Raw genomic sequence first — 26804 nt, 5'->3', positions numbered from 1 at the left:
ATAGTCAAACGAATACGTCGCGGCAGCGCGGCAATCCGGCCTTCGTGATGAATGCCGGTCGAAAATTAAGAATTGATTTTTAGGCGAATAAAGCCGGCCAGTCGGTATTGAACCGTGTTAGCCGAATACCGACCACCCTGTGCGTTCCGCGAGCAATTGGAGCGCGTGCGTTCCGAGCTCGGAATTGCCGTAACGATTTAGGCCGGGAGACCAAACGGCAACCGAGGCCTCGCCCGGTGCAACGGCAAGAATACCGCCGCCCACGCCACTTTTGCCGGGCAGTCCGACGCGGAACGCAAAATCGCCCGACGCATCGTAATGACCGCACGTCAGCATCAACGCACAAATACGCCGGGCACGTTCGCGCGGGATCACAGCAAAACCGTTCTGCATGCGCCCTCCGTTGCCGAGGAAAAAACCTGCCCGAGCGAGTTGCCGGCAAGTCATCGAGATTGCGCATTGATGGAAATAGACGCCGAGTGCGAGATCAGGCGGGTGCCCTAGATTTCCAAACGACCGCATATAGTTCGCGAGAGCGAAGTTGCGATATCCTGTTTTCTGCTCCGACTGCGCGACTGCCGGATCGATGACAATCGTGTCGTCATCGGCAATTTGGCGAACAAATCGGAGGATTTCACCGATGGCTTCCTTGGGACGGTGGCCAGCCAGGATGGCATCGCAGACCACAATAGCGCCGGCATTGATAAAGGGGTTTCGCGGAATGCCGTTCTCGTGCTCGAGTTGCACAATCGAATTGAAACTGCTCCCCGATGGTTCCCGCCCCACGCGCCGCCAGAGAGCATCTCCGTGTTTGCCGAGCGCGAGCGTCAGGCCGAAAACCTTTGAAATGCTCTGAATCGAGAACGATTCTTCTGCATCGCCGACGAAATATGAACCGCCGTCGATCGTCTCAACGGCAATGCCAAACTTGCGAGGATTGACTTTGGCCAGCTCCGGGATGTAATCCGCAACCTTGCCGGCTCCCAGCTGTGGCAGAAGCTCAGCGTATATATTTTCAATAAGCTGCTGTAGGTTAGGCATGAATCGGCGTGCCTGTCCGGTGGCATCCCATGAACGTTAGTTTCTGTGAGCATCTCGTTGCATTGGCGCGGTCGCATTCGGGAATTAGGGACGTACGCACACGATGACGACTAGGACGCGGGCGACCAAGGCAACACAAAAGGATGCCGGTCATAAAGAGGGATTGGCCAAGCGGCAGAAGATCCTCTCGGCGGCGCTGAACCTTTTTTCGGAGCGGGATTATTCCGCAATTACGATCAAGGACATCGCGGGCCTGGCCGAGGTTCCGACGTCTCTTCTCTATTATTATTTCGAGGACAAAGAAGCCCTGTTTCGCGCAGCTCTTGAAGAGGCAGTCGCGACTGCGATGCGAAACTATGAGCAGGTTGCGAGCAAGCACTCCGAGCCGGTCGACTTGATCAACGACTGGTTTCAGATGCACGTCGAGCTTGCGGAAGATATCCGCCGGCTCGTGAAAATTCTTATGGACTATTCGAGTTCGCAGTCGCAAAGCCGCCTCTTGGATGATGTTGTCAAAAAATTTTACGACGTCGAGATTCAGATCTTGAGCAAGACAATTCGCCGAGGACAACGCGCGGGGCTATTCAACGACACATCTCCGCAAGCTGCCGCAGAGTTCGCGTCGACGCATCTTGACGGCATCATGGTGCGCTCCATCATTCAGCCGAAGCTCGATATTGACGCTGCGGTAGATACCTTTCGCAAAGCCTTCTGGGCCTTTGTCGGATACCGCGGATAGCGCAATACCGCCCGCTTGATGCGATCCCTCGTTGCCCATTCGTTGCCCCCTGAAGACCAAAAAATCCTGCTCAAAAGCGCATAGATTGATCGTGCAGTCAAAATTGATTGACTGATCAATAAACGCGTGTCAACTTGCCACCCCTAGGGAAGTTAGACGCTTCAAACGAGCGGAGAGAGTACGCAAAGTACCATCCGCAAGGGGGTTAGATGACTGACACCACACTGTCGCCTGCATCCGCCCGATCGGCGGGTGTTGAAAACACCCATTCGCTTGTCCGCACTTTGAATTGGACGCACGCATTTTGGTTTGCGGCCGGTACACCGGCACTCGTGTTGTTTTCGGTGGGGGCAATCGCTGCGACCGCCGGGAATGTCTCACCGCTCGTCTGGACGATTTCGATCCTGTTCGGATTTGTGCAGGCATTTACGTATGCCGAGATTTCATCAATGTACCCGCACAAGTCTGGCGGAGCATCGGTCTATGGCGCACTCGCCTGGGTTCGCTATGGGAAGATGCTCGGCCCGATTTCCGTGTGGTCGAATTGGTTTTCCTGGTCTCCAGTGCTGGCCATCGGAACGGGACTCGGCGCCGGATACATCCTCAATCTGTTTTTTACAGCCGATCACTGGATTCAAACTTGGCAAATAACCCTGCTCAATCTCGACTTTCTAAAGCAGGGCCTCAGCTTGCGTATCAATTCGGTTTTCGTACTGGGTTGGGTTCTGGTGCTGGCCGTATTCTGCGTACAACATCGCGGTGTTCTAAAAGCCGCGAATTTGCAGCGGATACTAGCCATAACGGCGCTCGCGCCGCTTATCCTCATCGGTCTCCTGCCGATCTTTTCCGGAAATATCTCTCTCGAAAATTATCTGCCGTTCGTTCCACTCGCTCACGATGCCGCCGGTGCGCCGGTTTCAGGCTCCTGGGATATGGCGGGTTGGACGGTCTTTGCCGGCGCCCTGTTTATCGCAGGTTGGTCGACCTACGCGTTTGAAACGGCTGTCTGCTACACGCGTGAGTTTCGCAATCCTGGCACCGACACGCCGCGTGCTCTGATATCCGCCGGCTTGCTTTGCGTTTTCGTATTCTCGCTTGTGCCGCTGGCATTCCAGGGATCGCTTGGTCTCAATGGCATGCTCGATCCGGGCATCTACAGCGGAATGGGCGTTGCGGACGCCATGGCTGGCATGATCGGTGGAGGAACAGTTGTAAACAAAATCCTCGTCGTGATGCTGATTTTGGCATTGCTGCTGACTGTCAGCATGTCGATGGCTGGCTCGGCGCGTACCTTGTACCAAGGGTCTATCGACGGCTGGCTTCCTCGCTACCTTAGCCGCGTCAACAGCCACGGTGCACCGGTGGCTGCCATGTGGACCGACCTCGGCTTCAACATGCTGCTGCTGATGATGTCGGACTACGTGTTCCTGTTGGCGATTGCCAACGTCAACTACATGATCTTCAACTTCCTCAATCTCCAATCCGGATGGCTTCATCGCGTTGATCGGCCGGATACGCCGCGTCCCTATCGGGCACCCACTTCCGTGCTCGCAACAGGTGCCGTTCTTGGCTTCGTCAATCTCCTGCTGCTCGGCATGGGTGCGAACATCTGGGGCTCCGGAACGCTGGCGGCTGGCTTCGCCGTTGCTTTGATGATCCTGCCTGTCTTCGCATTCCGGCACTACGTCGTGGATGGCGGAAAATTCCCGAAGCAGACGTTCGAGGATTTTGCAGGCGCCGACGAGACGGAAGTGAAAACGAGGGCAGGGATCCTTCCCTATCTCACGCTTCTTGCCGGCGGCTCCGTCATCGCTTTCGGCTACTACATCGCCGTTTACTGACAATCGAACTCACCAAACGCAAGTGCGCACCTTCCTTCGCGCGCACTTGCACGCCTGCACCACATTGAAGCTAGGATGAGAAAACTATGACGACAGACAAAGCCAGTTCAATCGCGACACTGAAAAAGAAACTCGAGACGGCGGGCGTCAAATTCATGATGCCGACGTACGTCGATATGCACGGCGTTTCGAAGACGAAAGTAGTCCCGCTTCCGCACATCGAGGACATGGTCGATGGGTCTGAGCTGTGCACGGGCGCAGCACTCGATGGCGTCCCCCAGGATGTCAGCGACGAAGAAGTCTCCTCGCATCCCGATATCCGCTCGGCAACCGTTCTTCCTTGGAACAACGAAGTGGCGTGGTTCGCGAGTGATCTGTGGTGTGGTGGAAAGCCCTTTGAACCGTGCAGCCGCAATATTCTGCAGCGGACGTTGGCGATGGCCGATGAAATGGGCTACGGGGTCAATCTCGGCATCGAGGCGGAATTCTTCGTTCTAAAGGACGATGAGAAGGAGGGCTTCAAGCCGCTTTCCGATCGTCACCACCTTGCCAAGCCCGCCTACGACGTTTCGCGGTTCCTCGACAATCGTGGCTGGCTCTTTGAGCTTGTCAGCTCGATGAATGATCTTGGCTGGGACGTTTACTCGATGGATCACGAGGACGGCATCGGTCAGTTTGAAATCGATTTCCGTCACGCCGATGCACTCACGATGTCGGACCGTTACGTCTTCTTCCGCCTGATGGCGCACGAAATTGCGCGTAAGCATGGTGGTTTCGCGACGTTCATGCCGAAGCCCTATGCCGATCGCGCAGGAAGCGGCGCGCATTTCAACATGTCGCTTACCGACAAGAAAACGGGCAAGAATCTTTTTGCATCGGCGGATGATCCGCGCGGCTGCAAGCTCGGCGATCTCGGCTATCATTTCATCGCCGGCGTTTTGAAGCACTTGCCTGCAATTTGTGCCGTCGTCGCGCCCACAGTTAACAGCTACAAGCGCCTCGTCACCAAGGGAAGCATGTCCGGCTTCACTTGGGCGCCGGTCTTCTTGTGCTACGGCAACAACAACCGCACCAATACTGTTCGCATTCCGAAGAGCGGCGGCCGCGTCGAACTTCGTGTTGCCGACAGCGCGTGCAACCCATATCTCGGCGCCGCTATGACGATCCGTGCCGGTCTCGAAGGTATCCGTGATCGGCTGGATCCTGGTGCGCCGCACCTCGACAATATGTATCTCAAAACGCCCGAGGAACTCGCGGAGCTCGGCATCAAGCAGCTGCCTGGATCGCTTTCAGAAGCGCTCGATGCCTTCGCGACCGACCCAATCTCCAGGGAAGTTATGGGCGACGCGATGTTCAACTCGTGGCTGGAATTCAAGCGCGACGAATGGCACGCCTACACCAACCACGTCTCGAAGTGGGAGTTGGAACGCTACCTGAAATTCTACTGACCCGCGAGAAGTGCCCTGCGCAATTCCCTCCGGGGCACTTCTGACTGGAAAGCGCTTGCGGGTCCCTCAGAGCGCTTTCCTTTTTTTTCCACACTCGGCGCGGCTGCGCATGCAGTAGCGACGAGCGCTGGATTTTCGCATTTCGATACATCGGATCTGACATGAATTGGGCAGAACGCACCTGGACTGAATTCGCGAAGGATGTTGCCGACGCAAAGCAGACAGCACTCCTTCCGATCGGAGCGACAGAGCAGCACGGACCCCATCTTGCAACCGGCATGGACACCGTGATTGCCGACCGTCTTTGTCGCGCAGTGGCGGAAAAGACCGGCGCGCTCATGCTTCCAACCATCCCTTATGGCTGTTCACTTGGTCACAGTCGGCGATGGCCGGGAACGATCGCGCTACAGCCGATTACTGTTATCACGATGGTGAAAGAGATCGGGGACTGGGCCTATTATACCGGCGTGCGCCGTCTCATCATCGTCAACGGTCACGTGACGAATGCCGCGCCTCTGAGATGTGCACTCGAAATGCTGAGAGCAGAGCACGACGATCTCATGATCGCGCTCGTCAACACTGCGCAAATCAGCGACCGCGTGCGTGCTTCCCACTGCTCGGACGGCGACGATTGGCACGCAAACCGCGCGGAGACGGCACTGATGTTGTCTGTTGCCCCCGAGATCGTCAGGAGCGAGGCAATCAAGGATGCGGATGATCCGGACCGAACGGCGGGACTGGTGTTCTCCCATCCGGTCAATCGCACAAGCACAAACGGAGTGACCGGCAAGCCGAGCTTGGCGACGGAAGCGGAAGGCGCAGAATTGTTTAGCTGGATGGTCGAGGATCTTGCGCGGCTTGTCGAGAAGGGCCAATCGGAAACGCCGCCGTTGCCCCATTCCTACTTTTCGTAGGAAAGCCACTTCCAAGGTGTCGAGGAGAGCGCGGCGGGCCGTTACTCGGGGTAAGACTCTTCCCTATAGGGCTGCGCGCCGCCGCGTGGGGGCGTACCGGGCTGACTGAATAGGATGAATGCCAATACGTTGCCGGGATCCGAGGATGCGTCGGTGCGATAGGCTGCCAATTTGCCATTCACCGCGGTGGTATATTCTGCGACCACCTCGCCAAACATGTTTCGCTGTACGGCAATCGTCTGACCGGCTTTGACTTCATCGTCGAGCTTTGCATGAAATTCAACCAAGCCGCCATGTGTCGCGATGATCGGAAACGCTGCGTCGCCGATGAGCATGTTCGCATCCGCCGCAGTACGGCCAATGGGCCCGCTGATGACCCCATAGTGTTTGAGTACGTTCAACGTGCCTTCAACAAACAGGGCGATCATATCTCTATCAAGGACACGGGCCGCGCCAACTTCAGGCGTGAAGCACGGGATGCCGGCATCCACAAACGCATTGTGCAAAACGCCTGGATAAGCTGGATCATCCCACATCAACCCAACGGGAAAGAGGTCCGCCATGGTCTTTACGTCGGGGAGGCGGCGATCACCGATGATGAAGGCAGCAACTTCCAGACCGGTTGTCCCAGTGTGGAAGTCGATCGCGAAGTCAGAGTTCGGCCTCAAGAGGCGGTTGAACAATAGGCCTGCGTGACGGCTTGTGGCGCTTGCGCCATTCTCGTCGCCCGGCCACTCCCGATTCATGTCGATGAGATCGGCACCGCGCCCCGAATTCGGCCACCGGCGCTGCATGCTTTCTACTGCGGGGCGCGCAATGTCTAGAACTGCCATGACAGTCCCGGACATCTGCGTGGGATCAAGCCGATCGATCACGGTGTGGACCGTCTGGATCGAACTCATCTCGTCGCCGTGAACACCGCTGGTCAGCGTGAATCGCTTTCCGGGTCGGATGCCCCTCGCGATGGCGACCGAAACATACCAAGGCTGACCGCCGGGCGCCTGCACGCCCTGAAAATAGAGAAAGTGCTTTTTGCCGGGTTCAAGGTCGGTGACGTCAAGCCGACTGACAACTTTCTTTCCCTGGACAGACTCACCTGTGTAAACCGTTCCTGTCTCTGAGCCACGCGTCTCCGTATTCTCTTGGGGATCCGCACTGCCGGATTCGCTGGCGAGGATGGTGGTCGTGCCAACGGCAATCGAACTGGTTATAAAATCGCGACGATCAATCTTGTTAGGCGACATTGCAGCGGCCTTTCGTTGATGGATGCGATAGTCCAAATGGCAGACCATTTTCGGGTGGCGACGGCTGAGCAATTATGAATAACAGGCGCCAAATAATTTTGTGGGGCGCGGGCATTATCAAGATTAACCGGCTGTGAAACGGGTGGCGCGTGATGCCGACACGTTGAATGCGGGTGGATGACGTGCGCCTTCCGTTGAGCAACGGACATCGACAAGGCCCCCGTGAAGTTCATGGGGGCCCAACCAGTCATTGGAGGAATTCGTGGACTTGAGAACGCTTCTTCAGTCACTCCTTTGACGATATGCGGGCATATATCCTTATGTCCTTCACCGAATTCCAGGATTTGCGATGATCTCTGCTCGGCTTGCATCATGGCTCGACACGAAGAACATCCACTATGGATGGGTCGTCGCCGGAACGACGTTCCTGACCATGCTCGCGACGGCCGGGGCGCTCGGGTCTCCCGGCGTCATGCTGGAGCCGCTCCAACGCGATTTCGGCTGGCAGAATGCCGATATCTCATTCGCACTCGCTGTTCGCTTGGTGCTGTTCGGTTTAATGGGCCCGTTTGCCGCCGCGCTGATGAACCGCTTCGGCGTTCGCAACGTCGTCATCGCCGCGCTGTCGCTGATTTCCGTTGGCCTGCTTGGATCTTTGGCGATGATCTCGGTGTGGCAGCTCGTCGTCTTCTGGGGCATCCTAGTCGGAATAGGCACGGGCATGACGGCGCTCGTCCTCGGCGCGACAGTCGCGACACGCTGGTTCTCACGTCGCCGCGGCCTGGTCGTCGGCATGATGACGGCGAGCACTGCCACTGGCCAGCTCGTCTTCCTGCCTCTCCTGGCGGAGCTGACGCAGCGCATCGGATGGCGCGCCGCTCTTCTCTTCGTCGTGGCAATCCTGCTCCTGGCCCTGCTCGCCGTCGTGCTCTTCATGCGCGACTACCCCTCCAATGTCGGCTTGGCGCCATTTGGCGAAAAGGAAATCGTCGAGCCGCCGAAGCACGATCACCGACTTTTATCGCTCTTGTCCTCGCCGCTCATGGCTCTGCGCGAAGCGTCGAGCACGCCGACCTTTTGGGTTCTGTTCCTGACCTTCTTCGTCTGCGGGCTCAGCACCAACGGGCTTATCCAAACACATTGGATATCGCTGTGCGGAGATTTTGGGATCGCGCCGGTCGGCGCAGCGAGCATGCTCGCCATGATCGGCGTATTGGATTTCATGGGTACGATCTTGGCGGGCTGGCTATCGGATCGCTACGACAATCGCTGGCTGCTTTGCTGGTTTTACGGGTTGCGCGGGCTGTCGCTCCTCTACCTGCCGTTCAGCGAGTTCACAGTGCTTGGCCTGTCGCTCTTCGGCCTCTTCTACGGCCTTGATTGGGTGGCGACGGTGCCCCCGACCGTGAAGCTGACGGCTGAACGCTTTGGACCGGAGCGAGCCACTTTGACGTTCGGCTGGATTTTCGCCGGGCACCAGCTCGGGGCGGCAACTGCAGCGTTCGGCGCAGGCGCGACGCGCACCATCTTCGGCACATATCTTCCGGCGCTCTATGTGGCCGGCGTTATGTGCATCGTCGCCGCGTTGCTCGTCATTTCAATGAAGCCAAGGGCGAACATCGAACCTCAGCCTGAGTTGGCGTAAGAGAGCGATCGACAACCGTTAGCGATGTCGCCCGGCAGCGGCGTGCGCGCCGCGTCGTCCAATGCTTTGCCCAATTGACGTATATCAATTCATCAATTGGGCACCGCTCTAAACTCGCCTCAATCTTCTAAGGGAGGCGATAATGACGACATTTGAAACCTACTATCTTGCGATCTGTCTCTCGGCGTTTGCCGGGTTCGGAATCGCCCTGGCTTACAGCTCCTGGAGCTGGGACAGTCACGCGCGAAGATAGATGGCGCGACCGCGCATTCGGGATATCCCGAAGCTCAGGTCAAATTGGCCGCCTGAAAAGAGGCTTCAAATCGGTCGGCGAACTCGGGGGCTTTTCAAGCCCCTGCCGGCCGCGTCCACCCACCGAAATATTCGGGCAGGAAACCTAACCACAATCCGAAAAGACGGGTCCAACTCCCGTAAGAAGCGCGACGTCTCTGGAAACCGGCGAACGCCGGGAACGCAGCGCGCAACAAGTCTCCCCAATCCCACTATTTGAGAACGAATGTCGCGGCCGCGCGGAAGCCTCTTCCGTGGGCTCGACGCATGGCCTAAGGGTGCCGAACAACCGTTTGTCCGGAGCCTGTGCGCACGGTGACTCGGCAGCAAGTGCTGTCGCAGCCAGCGCCAAACAAAGCGCGCATATGATTCGTCTCGACTCCATCAGCAAGCAGAACGGGCACCAGATCGTCTTCATCGAAGCGTCCGCCGCCCTCAACAAGGGCGAGAAGGTCGGCCTCGTGGGTCCGAATGGCGCCGGCAAGACGACGCTCTTCCGCATGATCATTGGCCAGGAGCAGCCGGACGAAGGCCAAGTCTCGACCGATCGCGGCATCACCATCGGCTACTTCAGCCAGGACGTGGGTGAGATGGCAGGCAAAAGCGCCGTGTCCGAGGTGATGGACGGCGCGGGCCCGGTGAGCGCAGTCGCGGCCGAGCTGGCGGAGCTCGAGGCCGCCATGGCAGATCCCGGCCGCGCGGACGAGATGGAAGAGATCGTCGAGCGCTACGGCGAGGTGCAGGGCCGTTTCGAAGAGCTGGGCGGTTATGCCCTCGAAGGCCGCGCGCGTGAAGTGCTGGCTGGCCTCTCCTTCAGCCAGGAGATGATGGACGGTGACATCGGCGCCTTGTCCGGTGGCTGGAAAATGCGCGTGGCGCTGGCACGTGTGCTTCTCATGCGCCCCGACGCCATGCTGCTCGACGAGCCGAGCAACCACCTTGATTTGGAAAGCCTGATCTGGCTGGAAGAATTCCTCAAGGGCTACGAGGGCGTCCTGTTGATGACCTCGCACGATCGCGAGTTCATGAACCGCATCGTCACCAAGATCGTCGAAATCGACGGCGGCTCGCTGACGACGTATTCAGGCAACCACGAGTTCTACGAGAAGCAGCGCGCACTCGCCGAGAAGCAGCAGCAGGCACAGTTCGACCGCCAGCAGGCGATGCTCGCCAAGGAGATCAGATTCATCGAGCGCTTCAAGGCGCGCGCCTCGCACGCCGCCCAGGTGCAGAGCCGCGTCAAGCAGCTGGCGAAGATCGACCGGGTTGAGCCGCCGAAGCGCCGCCAGACGGTGATGTTCGAGTTCCAGCCGGCGCCGCGCTCGGGCGAGGACGTGGTCAGCATCAAGGGTGTGCATAAGAGCTACGGCAGCCGCACCATCTATGAAGGGCTGGATTTCCACGTGCGCCGCAAGGAACGCTGGTGCGTCATGGGCATCAACGGCGCCGGCAAGTCCACGCTTCTAAAGCTCGTAGCCGGGTCGACGGAGCCCGATGCGGGCACGGTCAATATCGGCGGCAGCGTGAAGATGGGCTACTTCGCCCAGCACGCCATGGACCTCCTCGACGGCGACCGCACCGTATTCCAGTCGCTGGAGGATTCGTTCCCGCAAGCGGGCCAAGGCTCGCTGCGTTCGCTGGCCGGCTGCTTCGGCTTCTCCGGCGACGACGTGGAGAAGCGATGCCGTGTACTCTCCGGCGGCGAGAAGGCGCGCCTCGTCATGGCGAAGATGCTCTACGACCCGCCGAATTTCCTCGTGCTCGACGAGCCCACGAACCACCTCGACATGGCGACCAAGGAAATGCTCATCGTCGCGCTCTCGCAATACGAGGGCGCGATGCTATTCGTCTCGCACGACCGGCACTTCCTCGCTGCGCTGTCCAATCGGGTGCTGGAGCTGACCCCCGACGGCATCCACAAGCACGGCGGTGGTTACACGGAGTACGTCGAGCGGACCGGCCAGGAAGCTCCCGGCCTGCGTAGCTGATCTGTCCCGGCAGCCGCAAGCCCGAGCGCGCGCTATGGCTCAGGGGGTGGCGTCGAGGCGTCGCTTGGCGGCAGGATCGGGTACGTGACCTTCGGCTGGTCGCCCGTCAAAGATCGCAAGAACGCCGTGATCTTCGTTATTTCGCTGTCCGTCAGCTTTTCACCGAGCTGACTGTTCCCCATCACAGCCACGGCTTGCCGAAGATCCCAGGCTTTCCCGCTATGGAAATACGGCGGCGTCAGCTCGACATTCCGCAGCGGCGGCACGCGGAAGACGTACTCGTCGCTCGCGGTCTTTGTCACGTCGAAGCGGCCTTTATCATTCTGCGGCAGCAATTCGGCGCCCGGCTTCTCGACCACGCCGAACGGCGCATACATCTGCCCGCCGACATTGATGCCGGAATGGCAAGTCGAGCAGCCCTTGCTCATGAACAGCTGCAGACCTTCCCTTTGCTCGGACGTTAAAGCGTTCTCGTCGCCGCGCAGGAATTTGTCGAAAGGCGCATTGGGCGTGATGAGGGTCGCTTCGAATGCCGCGATGGCATCCTCGACATTTCCTATGGTGATAGGGTCTGTCTGCGAGGGGAAAGCCGCTTTGAACAGCTTCTCGTAACCGGGAATACCTTTCAGCATTTCGATGGCGTGCTGATGAGTGGTGGCCATCTCGACGGGATTTTGAATAGGACCGCCGGCCTGTGCCGCTAGATCTGCTGCGCGCCCGTCCCAGAATTGCGCGATGTTGAATATGGAGTTCAATACTGTCGGGGAATTGCGGGCGCCGTGCTGCCATTTGTGGCCGATGGAGGTGGGCAGCATGTCGACGCCGCCGAGGCCGATCTGATGGCATGTGTTGCAGCTGATGTTGTGGCTTTGGGATAGCCGGGGATCGAAGTAGAGCGCCTTGCCGAGTTCGACCAGTGCGGGAGTGGCGGTTACGCCTTTCACGGGGGGCGGCGTGAGAGGAATCGGCACGAATGTCGATTGAGCCTCTTTCATCACCGGGTCTTCTGCAGCGATGAGGAGACCGGCGGTAAAAGTCAGAAACACCACCGCCGCCAAAACAACAGGTACGCGCATAGGCGCCTCCAAGACGTGGGTCTGGTCGCGCTTTATGAGGGGACAATCGCTAAGTTGGCGCGAACGTGGCGCGTACGAATTGACCAAAGTCCAATGCACCTCTGGCCCCCTGAAAATGGCGCCCTGAAAAAAGCGGAACGCTTCGGGATGCGCGCCGTTCCGCCAAATGGAAGGGCCAAATGGAAGGAATATTCTGCATGCGTCGCGATGGCTGGGAGTAAAGAATGGCGTATTTTGTAACGTTCGGCGCAATCCCCGTAGCAATTGGCAACGAACATCCGAGCCTTGACGCAGCATTGGAGGAGGCTTGCCGTCTGATCGCCGGTGGTCAATCCGACGTCGCCATACAGTTTGGCGACGGCAGGTCGATTTCTGGCAATGACCTCATCAGGTGCTGCACCGGGGAGCAGACTGTAGGCGACCATTTATTCAAGAAGAGCCCTTAGCCGTCCAACGCCGTTTGGATTTCCATCGCGCGCGAAAATCACCAGCAATTAGCCGCTTGCCAGAAGGAATTTCTCCTCTAAAGCGATGTTCGGCATTAGGAGTCGGCAAACGCGCCCCAGAAACGCGCCCCAGAAACGCGTCGCAGAAACGCGGCGCTGCGGGAACCGCGCTGGCAGGCCGATCCGAATGCGTCGAGCAATCGGCGTTCTCAGCGTACATGCGTGGTGGGATTGAAGTCGGGTCCTGATTCTCGGCAGCGAACCAAAGGAACCGGGACATGAACGGTGCGCAGGCACTCATCACCACCGCTTTGAACGAAGGCATCGAGGTCTGTTTCGCAAATCCGGGAACGACGGAGTTGCCGTTGGTTCTCGCGATGGATCAGGTTGCCGGTATGCGTGGCATCCTTTGCCTCCACGAGAACGTCGCGACCGGAGCGGCCGATGGCTACGGCCGGATGCTGACGAAGCCGGCAATGTGCTTACTCCATTTGGGTCCAGGCCTCGCCAATGGCCTGACGAATTTGCACAACGCGCGGCGCGCAGGAACACCGATCCTGAACGTCATCGGCGAGCATGCGACTTGGCATCGTGCGGCCGATCCGTTGTTGGCATCCGACATCGAAGGGCTGGCCCATACGGTCAGCGCGTATACGAAGCGAAACGTGGATGCGGCAGGCATAGCGTCGGATCTCGCCGAAGCGGTCGAGCGCGCGCGGGCCGAGGGTATCGCGACCCTGATCGTTCCCCACGATTGCCAGCTGGGCGACGCCGGTGACGATCGTCCACATCAGCGCGCCATATCGAAAAATAGCTATTCGCCAGCGAATGTGACGGCGGCAACGCGGGCGCTGAAGCGCGGAAAGTCGGCCATATTGTTGGGCGGCGAGGGCTTGTCGGAAACAGGCATGCGGCTCGCGGGTAGAATTGCGGCCGCGGCCGGAGCCGATCTTCTCTGCGATACGTTCTTCGCTCGCATGGAGCGCGGCGGCGATTTACCCGCAGCAACGAGGCTCCCATATTTTCCCGACCACGCGCTGGCGCTGACACGCCGCTACGAAAACGTGGTGCTCGCTGGCACGCGCCGCCCCGTTGCCTTCTTCGGATATCATGAGCAACCCAGCTACTTGACCAGCGAAGAGCAGACCGTCACGCTGGCGGCTCGCGGCGAGGACGTTCTCGGAGCACTTGAGGCAGTCGCAGCCGAGCTTCAGGCTTCGCAAGATGTCCGCCGTCAGCCAGGTAAGCCTATCTCGATGCCGCGCGGGGGTCTCGACGCCCAGTCTGTCACCGCAATCATCGGGCTGCTGCAGCCGGAAAACTGCATCGTTATGGACGAGGCCTTGACCGCCGGCACGCCCTATTTCGAAGCATCCAGGAACGCACCACGCTTCAGCCATTTGATGTTGACGGGCGGCGCCATCGGCCAAGGTCCAGGCACGGCAACAGGTGCTGCCATCGCATGTCCGGACCGCAAGGTCATCAATTTCGAGTCCGATGGATGCGGCGCTTATTCCGTGCAGGCGTTCTGGACGCAGGCGCGCGAGAATCTGGATGTCGTCACGATCATCGGCTCCAACCGCAGCTACAACATTTTGAACGTGGAGTTCGAGCGGGCAGGCGTAACGGCGCCGGGGCCAGTCGCCCGCTCGATGACGGGGTTGGACCGTCCCAATCTCAATTGGGTCAAGATCGGAGCAGGTTTCGGCGTGCCGTCCGTCGCAGTCGACAGCGCTGAAGCGCTGGTACGCGAATTGGAAAAAGCGCTCGCTGAGAAGGGACCGCGCCTGATCGAAGCGATCATGTCGTAGAAAGATCGGCCGCCGATTGGTGCGATCAATGTTTCTCAGGCTCGGCCGTGAGCAGCTTGTAGAAAATATCCTTGTCCTGAAGGGTGCGCAGCTTCTGCGTCACCTCGCGGCTTCGCATCCGCCGTGACACCGCGGCGAGCATGTTGAGGTGATCGCCTTCGGCGGCGGACGGCACGAGCAGAAGAAAAACGAGGTCGACCGGCATGTTGTCGATCGCTTCGAAATCCACGGGCGGCTTGAGGCGTGCAACGAGCCCGAACGGCTTTTTCAGCCCGATAAAGCGAGCATGCGGAATTGCAACGCCGCCACCCATGCCCGTCGATCCGAGTTGTTCTCGTTTCATGAGTTCGGTGACGATGACGTCGCTGCTCAATCCGACCGACGGCGCCGCACGCCGCGCGAGATCTCTGAGCAGAGAGATTTTGTCCGGCTCGCCGACGTCGAGGAACACGTCGCTGGGCGAGAGAAAGCTGCTGATACTGGTTGGCATTTATGGCTGCTCTATAATTCGTCGGGAATGCGCAGGCGATAGCCGACGCCTGTTTCGGTCAGAATGTATTCAGGGCTTTCCGGATGCGTCTCGATTTTTTGCCGGAGCTGGCGGACATAGACACGCACGTACTGAGAATCCGCCGAGGGGCCCCAGAGTTCCCGAAGCAACAAGTTATGAGTGAGAACCTTTCCCGCGTGCTGAACGAACAGCCGCAGCAGATCGTATTCCTTGGGAGAAAGCTTAACCTCGCGGTCACCGACTTTAACGATGCGCCGGACGAGATCGACGCTCAGATCTCCGACACGAAAAATAGGCCGCTCGCCATGGCTTTGCAGCTGGTGGCGTAGAGCTGCGCGGATGCGGGCCAGAAGCTCGTTTATGCCGAAAGGCTTCGTAACGTAATCGTCGGCCCCGAGATCGAGTGCATGAACTTTGGCGCCTTCGTCGGCCCGGCTCGAGAGCACCACGATGGGAACGGATTCATTCTTGGCGCGAAGGGCGCTGAGGAGATCGAGACCCTGCATGTCCGGAAGCCCAAGATCCAGGATAATGAGATCCGGCTTCGTATCCATGAGTTCCAACGCGGCTTTGGCGTTGGGCGCATCCGTCACTTGATAGCCCTGCGTCGCAAGCCCCATGCGCAATAGCTTGCGAATGGGCGGCTCGTCGTCGATGACCAGAACGTTGAGAGGCGCGCTCATGCGGCGTGATCCAACGTTTCGCTCTCGAAGCCCGCCGGCAGGGAAATCGTGAACACGGCGCCGCTGCGATCGAGCCGGTTTGCGGCCGTTATTGTGCCGCCCATGATCTCGACGAACCCGCGCGAAATGGGAAGTCCGAGCCCCGTTCCGGCGCGCACGCGATCACCTTTGGAGGACCGATAGAACTTATCGAAGATCCGCTCAAGGTCTTCCGGTGGAATTCCGGGGCCCTCATCCGATACCTGCAAAGTGATCCGGTCATAGTCTTGCCAGGCATCGATTTGTATAGCGGTGCCTTCCGGCGCGTATTTGGCGGCGTTGTCCAATACGTTGAAAAGCACCTGCTCCAGGAGGACTGGATCTGCCTTTACTTGCGGGTTGTCCGCAGCAGGCGTGTACCGCACATTGTGATTCGCTAGAATCTTCTTCGCTCTCTTGAGGGCTGCATCGACGATCTCGCTGACGTCGTGCACCTCTGCCTTAGGCGCAACGGCGCCCGCCTCGAGCTTGGTCATATCCAGGAGATTGGCGATGAAGCGATTGAGACGCTCGGATTCATCTATGACCGTCGACAGAAGCTCATCCCGCTGCGCCTCGTCGAGCTTGTCCGCGACGTCGCGCAAGGTACTTGCCGCGCCGAGGATCGCGGCGAGTGGCGTTTTGAGATCATGCGACAGCGAAGTGAGCAGCGCCGCCCGAAGCCGGTCGGTCTCCGCAGTTCGCTTCGCTTGCTCGATGTCCTCGACCAGTCGCACGCGTTCGATCGCAAGCGCTCCCTGGTTGATCAGGGCATCGAACAGACGCCGCTGATCGGGCGTCAGCAACGGGCCCGGATTGTCGCTATCGATGCCGACGACGCCGACGACACCACGCGCCGTGTGCAGCGGCAGGAAGAGCCTCTGTGAGCCGGGCAGCGTATCCGCTCCGCGCCCCGCCGGACGATCATTCATCCATGCCCACGTGGCCGCCGCCAAATCCGACGCATCGAGGGTATCCTCCGGCGGATAACCGGCTTTGACCGCGATGGAACCATTGTCCGGCAGCAGCAGCACGACACGAACTTTCAACATTGACGCGATCTGGAAGGCGGTCGCCCACAGAACATCGTCAAGCGTGGCTGTTGCGGCGAGCTTTCGGCTGAAGCCGTAAAGCGATTCCGTAGTGCTGGCGCGATTGACGGCAATGACCGCCTGACTCCGCGTCTGGGCTGCGATGTTCGATACGACGATTGCGACGACTGCGAACGATACGAACGCTGCGACGTTCTTCGGGTCCGAAATGGTGAACGTGTAGAGCGGCGGAAGGAAGAAGAAATTGTACGTGAGCGAACCCAAGATACTGGCGACGAGCGAAGGCAACAGGCCGTAGCGAACCGCGACGGCGATGATGCCCGTCAGAAAAATGAGGTCGATGCTCTCGACGCCGACCCACGGCCGGATCAGCCACGCCAAGCCAAGTGACGTCGCCACCGCTGCTATCGCAAACGTGTAGGCCAGGAGATTGTTGGAAGTCTTCTCAGGTGCGGCGCGGACGGCTGGCCGCGGTTGCGCGCCGTTGGGAAGCTGCTCGCCCGAAATGACGTGCACACTGGTATCGGCTGATTGCCTGACAAGATCGTGGACGACGGAGCCGTGCAGAATTTCGAACCAGCGCGGCCTCTCGGATTTGCCGATAATGATCTGAGTGACATTATGTTCTCGCGCGTAAGCCATAATGTCGTCGGCGATCCTCCGCGAGCTTCCCGGAATGGTGAGCGTTTCCGCGCCGAGCTGCTCGGCGAGCCGCAGCGCTTCGGCGATGCGGTTTCGCTCCTCGTCGGAGAGGCGGATGCTGCGGCGCGTCTCGACCGTCAACGCGGTCCACGGTGCGTGCAGGCGATCGGCGGCCCGTTTCGCGTACCGCACGAGCCCTGCCGAACGCGGATCGTCGCTGATGCAAACGAGCACGCGTTCGCACGCGGCCCACGGCCCCAACATGGCTTTGGCGCGCAGCTGCGTCACAAGCTGCTCGTCAACGCGTTCAGCGGTTTGCCGCAAGGCGAGCTCGCGAAGCGCCGTGAGGTTGACGGGCGAGAAGAAGTTCTCGAGCGCGAGCTGCGCTTGCTCGGGAATATAAACTTTCCCTTCCTTCAGTCGCTGGATCAGATCCTCAGGCGTGATGTCGACGAGTTCGACATCGTCAGCGCGGGCGAGAATGGAATCGGGAACCGTCTCGCGCACGCGGACGCCCGTAATCTGCGCGACCACTTCGTTGAGACTGTCGATATGCTGAATATTGACCGTCGTGTAGACGTCGATGCCCTGATCCAGCAATTCCTCGACGTCGAGATACCGCTTCGGGTGCCGGCTCGACGGCGCATTCGTATGAGCGAGTTCATCGATCAGCGCGATTTGCGGACGGCGCGCAATGAGCGCATCGAGATCGAGCTCGTCGAGCTCCTTGCCTTTGTAGTCGACCTTCCGCGGAGGGATGACCGTCATTCCACGGAGGAGTGCCTTCGTCTCCTTGCGGCCATGCGTCTCGACGACGCCGACGACGACATCGGCGCCTTCCTTGATCTTTGCGCGAGCCGTGCGCAGCATCTCATAGGTCTTTCCGACGCCTGGCGCGGCGCCGAGAAAGATTTTGAGCCGGCCCCGCCCGCGCGCTTCTCGTCGCGAAATCTCGAGAAGTGCGTCTGGCGAGGGCCGTTTGTGCTGCGCGTAGGTATCTTCTGCCATCGAGGCTATTCCGAGAGCGACTGCCGCCGCTCTACCTTCATCGCGCCGCCACGCGATCCAGATCGAGGTTTAGCGCTAGAACATTGATATGGGGTTCACCGATTAAACCAAAAAGGCGGCTTTCGATATGCCTATCGACGAGTTGCTTAACATCGGCTTCCGGCAGATTGCGGGCTTTGGCGACGCGCGGCACCTGGAAGTATGCGGCGGCCGGCGATATATCGGGATCGAGCCCGCTGGCGGTCGTCGTCACGAGGTCGAGGGGGACGGGCGTCGAAGGATTCTCCGCCCTGAGCTTTTCCACGTCGCCCTTGACCCTATCGATCAACGCCTTGTTCGTCGGGCCTAAGTTCGAGCCCATCGAGTTTGCGGCGTTGTATGGCTGCGGCACGGTTTTGCTGGGGTCAGACGGATCGGTGCCGGTGGTCGCCGACAGCCGGCCCCGGAAATAGCGGTCGCTCGTAAAGGATTGCCCGATCAGTTCCGAGCCGATGACTTTTCCGTCGCGCACGATCAGACTGCCCTGCGCCTGTTTTGGAAAGAGTGCGCCCGCAAGCCCTGTCATCGCGAGCGGATAGATGAGCCCGGTGATGACTGTCAGAGAGACCAGCAAAACGAACGCGGGGCGTAAGAGTTTGAACATTGGAGTTCCCTATCAAACGAGGTGCAGAGCATTGACCGCGATGTCGATGGCCTTGATGCCGACGAACGGGATCAAGACGCCGCCGAGCCCGTAGATCAGCAAGTTCCGGCGAAGCAGCGGGCCCGCGCCGATCGGGCGGTAGGCGACGCCTTTGAGCGCGAGCGGGATCAAGGCGATGATGATCAGCGCGTTGAAGATGATCGCCGACAGGATCGCACTTTGCGGGCTGCCGAGGTTCATGACGTTGAGGGCTTGCAGCTGCGGATAGAAGGCGAGGAACATCGCGGGAATGATCGCGAAGTATTTGGCGACGTCGTTTGCAATGGAGAACGTCGTCAAGGCGCCGCGAGTCATCAGCAGCTGCTTGCCGATTTCCACGATCTCGATGAGCTTGGTCGGGTTGCTGTCGAGGTCGATCATATTGCCGGCCTCACGCGCGGCGACGGTGCCGGTGTTCATCGCAACCCCGACGTCGGCCTGCGCCAGCGCAGGGGCGTCATTGGTGCCGTCGCCGCACATCGCAACGAGCTTGCCCTTGGCTTGTTCGTCGCGAATGAGGCGCAACTTGTCCTCAGGCGTCGCCTGCGCCAGGAAGTCGTCGACGCCAGCCTCTGCCGCGATCGCCGCCGCCGTCATCGGGTTGTCGCCGGTGATCATGACCGTGCGAATGCCCATCCGGCGGAGTTCTGCGAAGCGTTCGCGAATACCGCCTTTGACGATGTCCTTGAGATGGATGGCGCCGAGCAGCTTTCCGTCCTTGGCGACGGCCAGAGGCGTGCCGCCCGATTTGGAGATCGCGTCGGTTATTGCCTTTATCTCGCGCGCGGTTTCAGTGCTGATCGCGGGCCGCAGGGCTTGCGCGGCAGATCCCGCCGACAGAGACGCGGCGCCAAGGGAGTTGACGTATCGAATGACGGCATCGACAGCGCCCTTGCGGATGGAGGACTCTTCGGTCTCGACGCCGCTCATCCGGCTCTGCGCGGTAAACGGTATGAAGCGCGCCTTCACATCGGCGACTTCACGGCCGCGAAGCCCATACTTCGTCTTCGCGAGTACGACGATGGAACGGCCTTCCGGCGTTTCGTCGGCCAGAGACGAAAGCTGCGCAGCATCCGCAAGCTCGGCTTCGCTGACGCCCGTCAGCGGCAGGAATTCGGTTGCCTGCCGGTTGCCGAGCGTGATCGTGCCGGTTTTGTCGAGAAGCAGCGTGTCGACGTCGCCCGCCGCTTCGACCGCACGGCCGGACATCGCGAGGACGTTGAAGCGCACGAGGCGATCCATGCCCGCGATGCCGATTGCCGAGAGAAGCGCGCCGATCGTGGTCGGAATGAGCGTCACGAACAGCGCAACGAGTACGACGACCGAGATGGTGCCACCGGCATAAGCCGCGTAGCTCGGAATTGTGGCCGTGGCGAAGACGAAAATGATCGTCAGGCCGGCAAGCAGAATATTGAGCGCGATTTCGTTCGGCGTCTTCTGGCGTTCCGCGCCTTCGACGAGCCGGATCATGCGGTCGAGGAATGTCGATCCCTGCGCCGCGCTGATGCGGACGACGATCCAGTCGGACAGAACCTGCGTGCCGCCGGTCACGGCCGAACGGTCGCCGCCGGATTCGCGAATGACCGGGGCCGATTCGCCGGTGATCGCGGATTCGTTCACCGAAGCGATGCCCTCGATGACCTCGCCGTCGGACGGGATCGTATCGCCGGCTTCGACGAGAACCACATCGCCGACAGCGAGCGATGTGCCCGGGACGAGCTTGAAGTTCTTGCCCGCGCCGCTCATCAGCTTCGCCTGCGTTTCGGTGCGTTGCTGGCGAAGCGCATCGGCCTGCGCCTTGCCGCGCCCCTCGGCGATCGCTTCGGCGAAATTCGCAAAGAGGACTGTAAACCACAGCCACACGATAATCTGGAACGTGAAGGCGAGGTCGTGTCCACCTTCGATGACGTCCCGGACAAAAATGATCGTTGTCAGAACGGACACGACCTCGAGCACGAACATGATCGGGTTCTTGATCAGCGTTCTGGGATCGAGCTTCACGAATGCCGACCCAATCGCCGGAAGGACGATAGCGGGATCGAGCATCGTTGAGATCGAGCGCTTCTTGCGCACGGTAGTTTCCATAGCGAGTGTCTCCGGAACCATCAGAAGAGCATGTTTCTGGTCATCGAGATCTGCTCGACGATCGGGCCAAGGGCGAGGGCAGGGAAGAACGTCAGGCCACCAACGATCACGATGACGCCGACGACCATTCCGACGAAGAGGCCGCCGGTCGTCGGAAATGTGCCGGCCGATGGCGGCACGATCTTCTTCTCGGCCATGGAGCCCGCAATCGCGAGCGCGGGAACGATCATGAAGAAGCGGCCGACGAACATCGCGATAGCACCCGTGATGTTGTAGAACGGGGTGTTACCGGTGATGCCGGCGAACGCCGAGCCGTTGTTCGCCGTTGACGACGTGTAGAGATAGAGCATCTCCGAGAAGCCATGCGGTCCGGGGTTCGCGATGGACGCCAAGGCGGACGGGAGCACCGACGCCACGGCCGTGAAGCCCAGATACATGAGAGGAAGAACGAGGATCGCGAGCATTGCCATCTTCACTTCCTTCGCCTCGATCTTCTTGCCGACGTATTCCGGCGTGCGGCCGACCATGAGGCCGGCAACGAAGATGGCGATGACAATGAATATCAGCATGCCGTAGAAGCCCGCGCCGACGCCGCCAACGATGATCTCGCCGAGCTGCATGTTGATCAGCGGGATCATGCCGCCGAGCGCGGTGAAGCTGTCATGCATGGCATTGACGGCGCCGCACGATGCCGCGGTCGTGATGACGGCGAAAAGCGCGGAGGCGGGTATCCCGAAGCGAACTTCCTTGCCTTCCATGTTGCCACCCACAAGACCGAGATCGTTGATGCCCGTGGTGCCCGCGGCTTCAGCCCAGTAGCAAACGGCGACGCCGGCGATGAAGAGCACGCCCATCACCCAAAGGATGGCCCAGCCTTGCTTTTGATTTCCGACCATGCGGCCGAAGACGTTAGTCAGCGCCGCGCCGAGCGCGAAGATTGCAACCATCTGGATGAAGTTGCTGAAGGCCGTCGGATTTTCGAAAGGATGCGCCGCGTTGGCGTTGAAAAAGCCGCCGCCGTTGGTGCCGAGCATCTTGATGGCGACCTGCGACGCGACGGGGCCGACAGCGATTGTCTGCTTGGCGCCTTCGAGCGTCGTTGCATCAACGTACGCGCCGAGCGTCTGCGGTATGCCGTCCCAAACGAGGAAGAGCGCCAAAGGGATGCAAATCGGCAAGAGGACGTAAAGCGTGCAGCGGGTGATATCGACCCAGAAGTTGCCGATATTGCGCGTCGATGCCCGCGCGAAGCCGCGAATGAGCGCGATGGCGACGACGATGCCCGTCGCGGCCGACAGGTAGTTTTGATGGGTCAGCCCGAGCATCTGGGTGAGATACGAAACGGTCGTTTCTCCCCCGTAGTTCTGCCAGTTCGTGTTCGTGATGAAGCTGACGGCGGTGTTGAACGACAGGTCAGGCGCGACCGCCGTCATGCCTTGCGGGTTGAACGGCAAAAAGCCCTGCGTACGAAGCAGGACATAGAGGATCAGAAAACCGCCGATGTGAAATATCAGCATCGAGACGGCATATGTCAGCCAATCCTGCTCGGAGCGTTCGTTCACCCCGGCGATTTTATAAAGAGAATTCTCAATCGGCCGAAGAACCGGCGAAAGAAACGTCCTCTCGCCGGAAAACACGCGGTTCATATACCAGCCGAGAGGCTTCACGAGCGCAATGACGACTGCGCAGAAAAGGGCAATCTGCGCCCAACCGACGAGGGTCATTTGAGGTGCCTTTCAGAAGGATTCTGGACGCACGAGCGCGTAGACGAGGTAGATGAGCAGGCCTGCGGTGACGACCGCCGCCAAGGTGTAATCGAATGCCATGGAAGCCTCACAGACGGTCGCAGGCGAAGGCATAGGCGATCGACGCCGCGAACAGCGCCAGGCCGCCTGCCAGAAGGATGGTGTCGAACATTTGATGTTTCCGATCCTGAACTGGTGATCTCGCGCAAGGATGGATGGCGAGCAGGCGATTACGTGCCACTCGCCGCATATGAATTCGAGCTGACCGGACGGAAGGACTTATAGGAATCTCATAAAGATGCTGGGGCTTGACTTCCCCGGACTATGCAAGAGCGCTCGTTGCATGCCAACCGAAATATGATGATTTGTGAACGGGGCAAAAGCCGGCCGATTTAGGAATTCCAAATCGTCTTCAGACTGCCTTTAGCATGTGCGATGCAGCGACGATTGTTCGTGTGGTGATGCAATTAAGCTTGCTTGAACTCCGTGCAGATGCATAGCTGGCCCTGCCGGGATCATCGAAAAGTTTTGTCAGCACGTTGCCCGGTCGCGTTGCTGTCATCCTGGGACTGCTCGAACCCCCATATCGGTTCTAGCTCCAAGCGGAAAGCGCGACCGTATCGCGCCGCAAGGTACCCACTATGACGTCTCTGAAAAATCTCTCCGTGCTCATCATCGATCCGAATGGCGAAGTGGCTTTCGACTTGCGCCAGTCGTTCATTGCCGCAGGCGCCGCAACCCATGTGGTCGCAAGCTTCGCGTTGGCGGAAAAGCTGCTCGCTATAAAAGCGATCGACGCGGTCATTCTTCCGTATTCGCAAGATCCGGAAACCATCTCCTTCTGCCGCTCGATTTCCGAGCGCAACATACCCGCCGTCTTTACGTCGGAGCCACCTGCGCGCTATTCGGCAAACCGCCGGATGTCGAGCGCGATCATCGCAGTCAAGGGACTGATTGCAGAGCAGAGCGCGCAAACATATCGCGCCGTCCATTAGCGAAGCCGATCATCAGCGAATAAGCGAGACCGGGCGGCATTCCGCCCGGTTTCCATATGTCGGCGATGTCTTCGCGCAAGCGATCGCGCTCGGCATCATGATTTTCGATTCCGACGTCGATCGCGACGGAGTGAAGGGCCGTCCTCGTCCGGAACAGCCTCGTTCTCGTCTTCCCGCTCGTCGTCGGAATCGTCATCATCTCCCGGATATGAGGGCACGCTCTCCGGCCTTCCCGGTAGCGGAACCAACACGGGCGACGGCTCGTCCGGATCGAATGCTTCCGGCTCGACGACTTGTGCTTTGCGTTTGCCCATTGACAGTCCTCGATCTCGAGATGTCTCTCTCTCGATAACTCTTCGAGGCAATCGGGGTTCGCGACCGCCTCACATGAGGCGCACGATGGCCGCTTCCGGCGCGCCCAGATTCGATACCAGCGCTTTGACGAAGGTATCGTCGCCGCCCGCTACGATATGCGTAAAGTTCAAGGATCTGAGGGTGGACGCGTCCTTTGGGTCGCCGGAGTTCAAACGGCGAAAGGCAGAGCGGTTGAAAACGCCATCGTCGAAGATCTCGGTCAAGGCCGGGCAATCGAAGTAAAAATATTCACGCTGCCCGTCGATGGTATCGAGAAAAATGGAACCCAAGGCTTCCATGATGGCTTTCCGGTTTCTGAATTCCTCACTGCAGGCAATGAACACGCGGGTTTGCGCGGCGATAGGCTGCTGATCCGTCATTTTAAGTAAATTCCAAAAAGAGGTCGGAACCCCAAACCGCCCTCAGCCATTTTGCGCATGGCTGTCGCCCGCGTCTCAAAGAGACGGCAAGCGCGGATTGGAGACATAGCGATGAAGCTGAACGCAAGGCGAAGTGGCCGAATAATGGCGGGCCAAGGTGCCGGGTACTGAACCGCAAGTATTGGTGTCGTCAATTCGGAGCGCTGGACCCGCGAAAAGTACAATGGAGCATTGAGGAGCATTGCTGTGGAAATTCGGGTTTCACAATTGGAACGTGCCTTCGAACTTGCGCGCTCTGGGCGTTGCACGTCGGTCGCGGATATCAAGCGCAAGCTTCGCGAGGAGGGCTATCAGGATGACCAGGTCGAGGGACCATTGCTGTTCGGTCAGCTGAACTCGCTCATGAGGAAATCAGCTTCCGAGTCCGAGACGGAGCCCGGCTCGTCGCGAACAGCCTAGTAGCCTTGCAGCGGTGAAAATGTGGAGGCACCCCGATCCCCTGCCAAACCGGGGTGCTCCTTTTAGCCACGGCATTGGGGGCAGCCGCACTAGGGTAAGTGCGTGCCGTGGCGGGAACTTTACCAACGCGCGGTCCAACAAGTTCCCTTCGCTTTCAAATTCCCTCCGCTTGCAAACCTTCCCTCCGGCTGATGGTTGCAATTGTTCGGAACTCGAACGGGGAAGAGCCCGTTGCCCAGTAGTTGCCGAGTATCTGGGCTGAAGTTCGGGCTTCACGTCAGTGGAGGCGAAAGGAATGATAATGCGCGGTCATATTTTGTCGGTCGTGTTCTGTGCAGTCGTGGCATTGACCGCTTATTCGCCCTCATACGATGTGCAAGCGGGGAGCGCGGACCCGACGACAACGCCTGCTGAACCCGCGGCGCCTCAAAAGGGCAACGACGCGGCGGATACAAAATCTGCGGATGTCCCCCTCAGCAAGAAGCTCGACGAGAACAACGGTGTTCTGAAGCCCCCGCAGGGTGTCGATCCTGGAATTCATCAGCCACCACCCGCGCACACAGGAGACAAGATGCCGGTGATCGTGCCGCCGGGCGAGCCGGGTGGCGATCAGAGTGTTCAGCCGAAATGAACCTGACCTGAAGATGGATCAAGAGAGTGGCTATGGCAGCGACGAACCCTTCGCGGACTTCCGACTTTACTTTTCGGTAAGCTCGTTCGCGCGAATTGACGATGCCGAACAAAATTGACGTATCAATCAGTATGCCAAGCAAGTGACGGCCGGCATCGCCGATCGTCCTTCGGCAATGATGGAGGAAACCATGAGAATAATCCTTGCGGTCATCATGAGCGTATGTCTGACCGGCGCATCACTGGCTGCCGATATGTCCTGCAGTGCAACTGCAAAGGATAAAAAGCTGGCAGGTGCGGCGCTCAATAGCTTCATGACCAAATGCGAGAAAGACGCGACGGCGAAATGCGACGCCGATGCCAAGGCGAAGAATTTGCACGGAGCGGCACAGACGAGCTTCACGAAGAAATGCGTTAAAGACGCCTCCGGCGTTTGACCCAAAAGGTCGCGGACAGCAGCGGCCCGGAACAACGTCGGCACATCCGGCGTTTCAGAAAACGTTAAATAGATCGCGGCGGGCGCGCCTCCCGATGCGCGGATTTTATGCGCGAAGGGTGCGCCCCTCGCCGGTGCTGCCAACATGACTATCGCAACTCAAGACATTCCGACCGAGCCAACCGAACGCGCTAAAGCCGTGCGGCTTGGATGGCGCCAAAAGATGATGCGCGGATTTTCCGAATTTGCAGGCCGATCGGCAATCGTCATTGGCTCGGCCTCGGCTTTCGTAGTCGCGACGATTTCGGTTCTACTCTGGGCTGCAACCGGTCCCTATTTTCATTATTCCGATACGTGGCAGCTCGTGGTGAACACAGGCACGACGCTGGTAACATTCCTCGCCGTGTTCCTCATCCAGCACAGCCAGAATAAGGACGGCAAAGCTATCCAGCTGAAGCTTGATGAGCTTATTCGCAGCACCCAGAGTGCGCGCAATATTCTGATCGATCTCGAGCACGCGACCGAGGAAGAGATCGCCAAATTCCAAGCGGAATTTACGAAGCGGCGGCATACCTAGTCACCACAGCAGTCGGAACAATGCGTTGCAGGCGGCGTTGGCCTTTAGCCTCCGGTTACGGAA

Annotated in this window: 23 protein-coding genes; 11 read left to right on the top strand and 12 right to left on the bottom strand. The window is 59.3% G+C overall.

All coding sequences use genetic code 11. The features are described 5' to 3' along the window. Positions 1-117 precede the first annotated feature (117 nt). On the bottom strand, positions 118-1041 hold the full coding sequence (locus tag BM399_RS07605) for a glutaminase (RefSeq protein WP_092866770.1): 924 nt from the start codon (positions 1039-1041) through the stop codon (positions 118-120). 103 nt (positions 1042-1144) lie between these two features. Between BM399_RS07605 and BM399_RS07600 the strand changes: the two genes are divergently transcribed. The 4 genes from BM399_RS07600 to BM399_RS07585 all read left to right on the top strand — a co-directional run bounded on the left by BM399_RS07600 (position 1145) and on the right by BM399_RS07585 (position 5983). Next, positions 1145-1780, top strand: coding sequence for a TetR/AcrR family transcriptional regulator (locus BM399_RS07600; RefSeq protein WP_092866768.1), 636 nt, complete (start codon positions 1145-1147; stop codon positions 1778-1780). A 209-nt stretch (positions 1781-1989) separates the two neighbouring features. Then, positions 1990-3621: a trimethylamine N-oxide permease gene (locus BM399_RS07595; RefSeq protein ID WP_092866766.1), complete on the top strand. Its 1632-nt coding sequence runs from the start codon at positions 1990-1992 to the stop codon at positions 3619-3621. Positions 3622-3707: 86 nt separating this feature from the next. Next, entirely contained in the window at positions 3708-5069 is a 1362-nt protein-coding gene (gene glnT, locus BM399_RS07590) for a type III glutamate--ammonia ligase (protein ID WP_092866764.1), read from the top strand. Between the two features lie 161 nt (positions 5070-5230). Next, positions 5231-5983, top strand: coding sequence for a creatininase family protein (locus BM399_RS07585; protein ID WP_092866762.1), 753 nt, complete (start codon positions 5231-5233; stop codon positions 5981-5983). 41 nt (positions 5984-6024) lie between these two features. Here BM399_RS07585 and BM399_RS07580 read toward each other — a convergent pair whose 3' ends face one another. Further along, the gene (locus BM399_RS07580) at positions 6025-7227 is read right to left on the bottom strand and encodes a succinylglutamate desuccinylase/aspartoacylase family protein (protein ID WP_092868110.1); all 1203 of its coding nucleotides are present in this window, start codon (positions 7225-7227) and stop codon (positions 6025-6027) included. 349 nt (positions 7228-7576) lie between these two features. Here BM399_RS07580 and BM399_RS07575 point away from each other — a divergent pair, with 349 nt between their 5' ends. Then, complete coding sequence (locus BM399_RS07575) at positions 7577-8872, top strand: MFS transporter (RefSeq protein ID WP_092866760.1); 1296 nt, start codon at positions 7577-7579, stop codon at positions 8870-8872. Positions 8873-9528: 656 nt separating this feature from the next. After that, a complete protein-coding gene (locus BM399_RS07570) occupies positions 9529-11151 on the top strand; it encodes an ABC-F family ATP-binding cassette domain-containing protein (RefSeq protein ID WP_092866758.1) in 1623 nt (540 codons plus the stop codon). 32 nt (positions 11152-11183) lie between these two features. On the opposite strand, the gene BM399_RS07565 is transcribed toward BM399_RS07570, so the two are convergent. Further along, positions 11184-12227, bottom strand: coding sequence for a cytochrome-c peroxidase (locus tag BM399_RS07565; RefSeq protein WP_092866756.1), 1044 nt, complete (start codon positions 12225-12227; stop codon positions 11184-11186). Between the two features lie 724 nt (positions 12228-12951). Here BM399_RS07565 and BM399_RS07555 point away from each other — a divergent pair. Continuing rightward, positions 12952-14484 (top strand): acetolactate synthase large subunit, encoded by a 1533-nt coding sequence (locus BM399_RS07555; RefSeq protein WP_092866752.1) that lies wholly within the window; start codon positions 12952-12954, stop codon positions 14482-14484. A 25-nt stretch (positions 14485-14509) separates the two neighbouring features. Here the strand turns inward: BM399_RS07555 and BM399_RS07550 are convergent, their stop codons facing one another. Genes BM399_RS07550 through BM399_RS07520 form a run of 7 tightly spaced genes read right to left on the bottom strand, consistent with a single transcriptional unit; the run spans position 14510 to position 22991 of the window. Then, positions 14510-14974 (bottom strand): PTS sugar transporter subunit IIA, encoded by a 465-nt coding sequence (locus BM399_RS07550; RefSeq protein ID WP_092866750.1) that lies wholly within the window; start codon positions 14972-14974, stop codon positions 14510-14512. An 11-nt stretch (positions 14975-14985) separates the two neighbouring features. Then, a complete protein-coding gene (locus BM399_RS07545) occupies positions 14986-15678 on the bottom strand; it encodes a response regulator (RefSeq protein WP_092866748.1) in 693 nt (230 codons plus the stop codon). Beyond that, positions 15675-18398 (bottom strand): sensor histidine kinase, encoded by a 2724-nt coding sequence (locus BM399_RS07540; RefSeq protein WP_092866746.1) that lies wholly within the window; start codon positions 18396-18398, stop codon positions 15675-15677. The genes BM399_RS07545 and BM399_RS07540 overlap by 4 nt, the downstream gene beginning before the upstream one ends. Before the next feature lie 37 nt (positions 18399-18435). Continuing rightward, positions 18436-19041, bottom strand: a complete 606-nt coding sequence (locus BM399_RS07535) for a K(+)-transporting ATPase subunit C (protein ID WP_092866744.1) — start codon at positions 19039-19041, stop codon at positions 18436-18438. A 12-nt stretch (positions 19042-19053) separates the two neighbouring features. Then, positions 19054-21165: a potassium-transporting ATPase subunit KdpB gene (kdpB, locus tag BM399_RS07530; protein ID WP_092868109.1), complete on the bottom strand. Its 2112-nt coding sequence runs from the start codon at positions 21163-21165 to the stop codon at positions 19054-19056. 20 nt (positions 21166-21185) lie between these two features. Next, on the bottom strand, positions 21186-22889 hold the full coding sequence (gene kdpA / locus BM399_RS07525) for a potassium-transporting ATPase subunit KdpA (RefSeq protein ID WP_092866742.1): 1704 nt from the start codon (positions 22887-22889) through the stop codon (positions 21186-21188). 12 nt (positions 22890-22901) lie between these two features. Then, entirely contained in the window at positions 22902-22991 is a 90-nt protein-coding gene (locus tag BM399_RS07520) for a K(+)-transporting ATPase subunit F (protein ID WP_143111369.1), read from the bottom strand. A gap of 560 nt (positions 22992-23551) precedes the next feature. Between BM399_RS07520 and BM399_RS07515 the strand changes: the two genes are divergently transcribed. After that, positions 23552-23905, top strand: coding sequence for a hypothetical protein (locus BM399_RS07515; RefSeq protein WP_092866738.1), 354 nt, complete (start codon positions 23552-23554; stop codon positions 23903-23905). Positions 23906-24000: 95 nt separating this feature from the next. On the opposite strand, the gene BM399_RS07510 is transcribed toward BM399_RS07515, so the two are convergent. Both BM399_RS07510 and BM399_RS07505 read right to left on the bottom strand, forming a co-directional pair. Continuing rightward, positions 24001-24219: a hypothetical protein gene (locus tag BM399_RS07510; RefSeq protein WP_092866736.1), complete on the bottom strand. Its 219-nt coding sequence runs from the start codon at positions 24217-24219 to the stop codon at positions 24001-24003. A gap of 69 nt (positions 24220-24288) precedes the next feature. After that, a complete protein-coding gene (locus BM399_RS07505) occupies positions 24289-24639 on the bottom strand; it encodes a hypothetical protein (RefSeq protein ID WP_092866733.1) in 351 nt (116 codons plus the stop codon). 754 nt (positions 24640-25393) lie between these two features. Between BM399_RS07505 and BM399_RS07490 the strand changes: the two genes are divergently transcribed. The 3 genes from BM399_RS07490 to BM399_RS07480 all read left to right on the top strand — a co-directional run bounded on the left by BM399_RS07490 (position 25394) and on the right by BM399_RS07480 (position 26741). Then, on the top strand, positions 25394-25729 hold the full coding sequence (locus BM399_RS07490) for a hypothetical protein (RefSeq protein WP_143111368.1): 336 nt from the start codon (positions 25394-25396) through the stop codon (positions 25727-25729). A gap of 190 nt (positions 25730-25919) precedes the next feature. Beyond that, positions 25920-26165: a hypothetical protein gene (locus BM399_RS07485; RefSeq protein WP_092868108.1), complete on the top strand. Its 246-nt coding sequence runs from the start codon at positions 25920-25922 to the stop codon at positions 26163-26165. A 144-nt stretch (positions 26166-26309) separates the two neighbouring features. After that, the gene (locus BM399_RS07480; RefSeq protein ID WP_244531145.1) at positions 26310-26741 is read left to right on the top strand and encodes a low affinity iron permease family protein; all 432 of its coding nucleotides are present in this window, start codon (positions 26310-26312) and stop codon (positions 26739-26741) included. Positions 26742-26804: the final 63 nt, after the last annotated feature.

Origin of the sequence: Hyphomicrobium facile, from assembly GCF_900116175.1 — a bacterium.
GTDB lineage: Bacteria > Pseudomonadota > Alphaproteobacteria > Rhizobiales > Hyphomicrobiaceae > Hyphomicrobium_B > Hyphomicrobium_B facile.
Note: the sequence above shows the minus strand (reverse complement) of the source record. Positions and strands in the feature narration are given on the sequence as shown.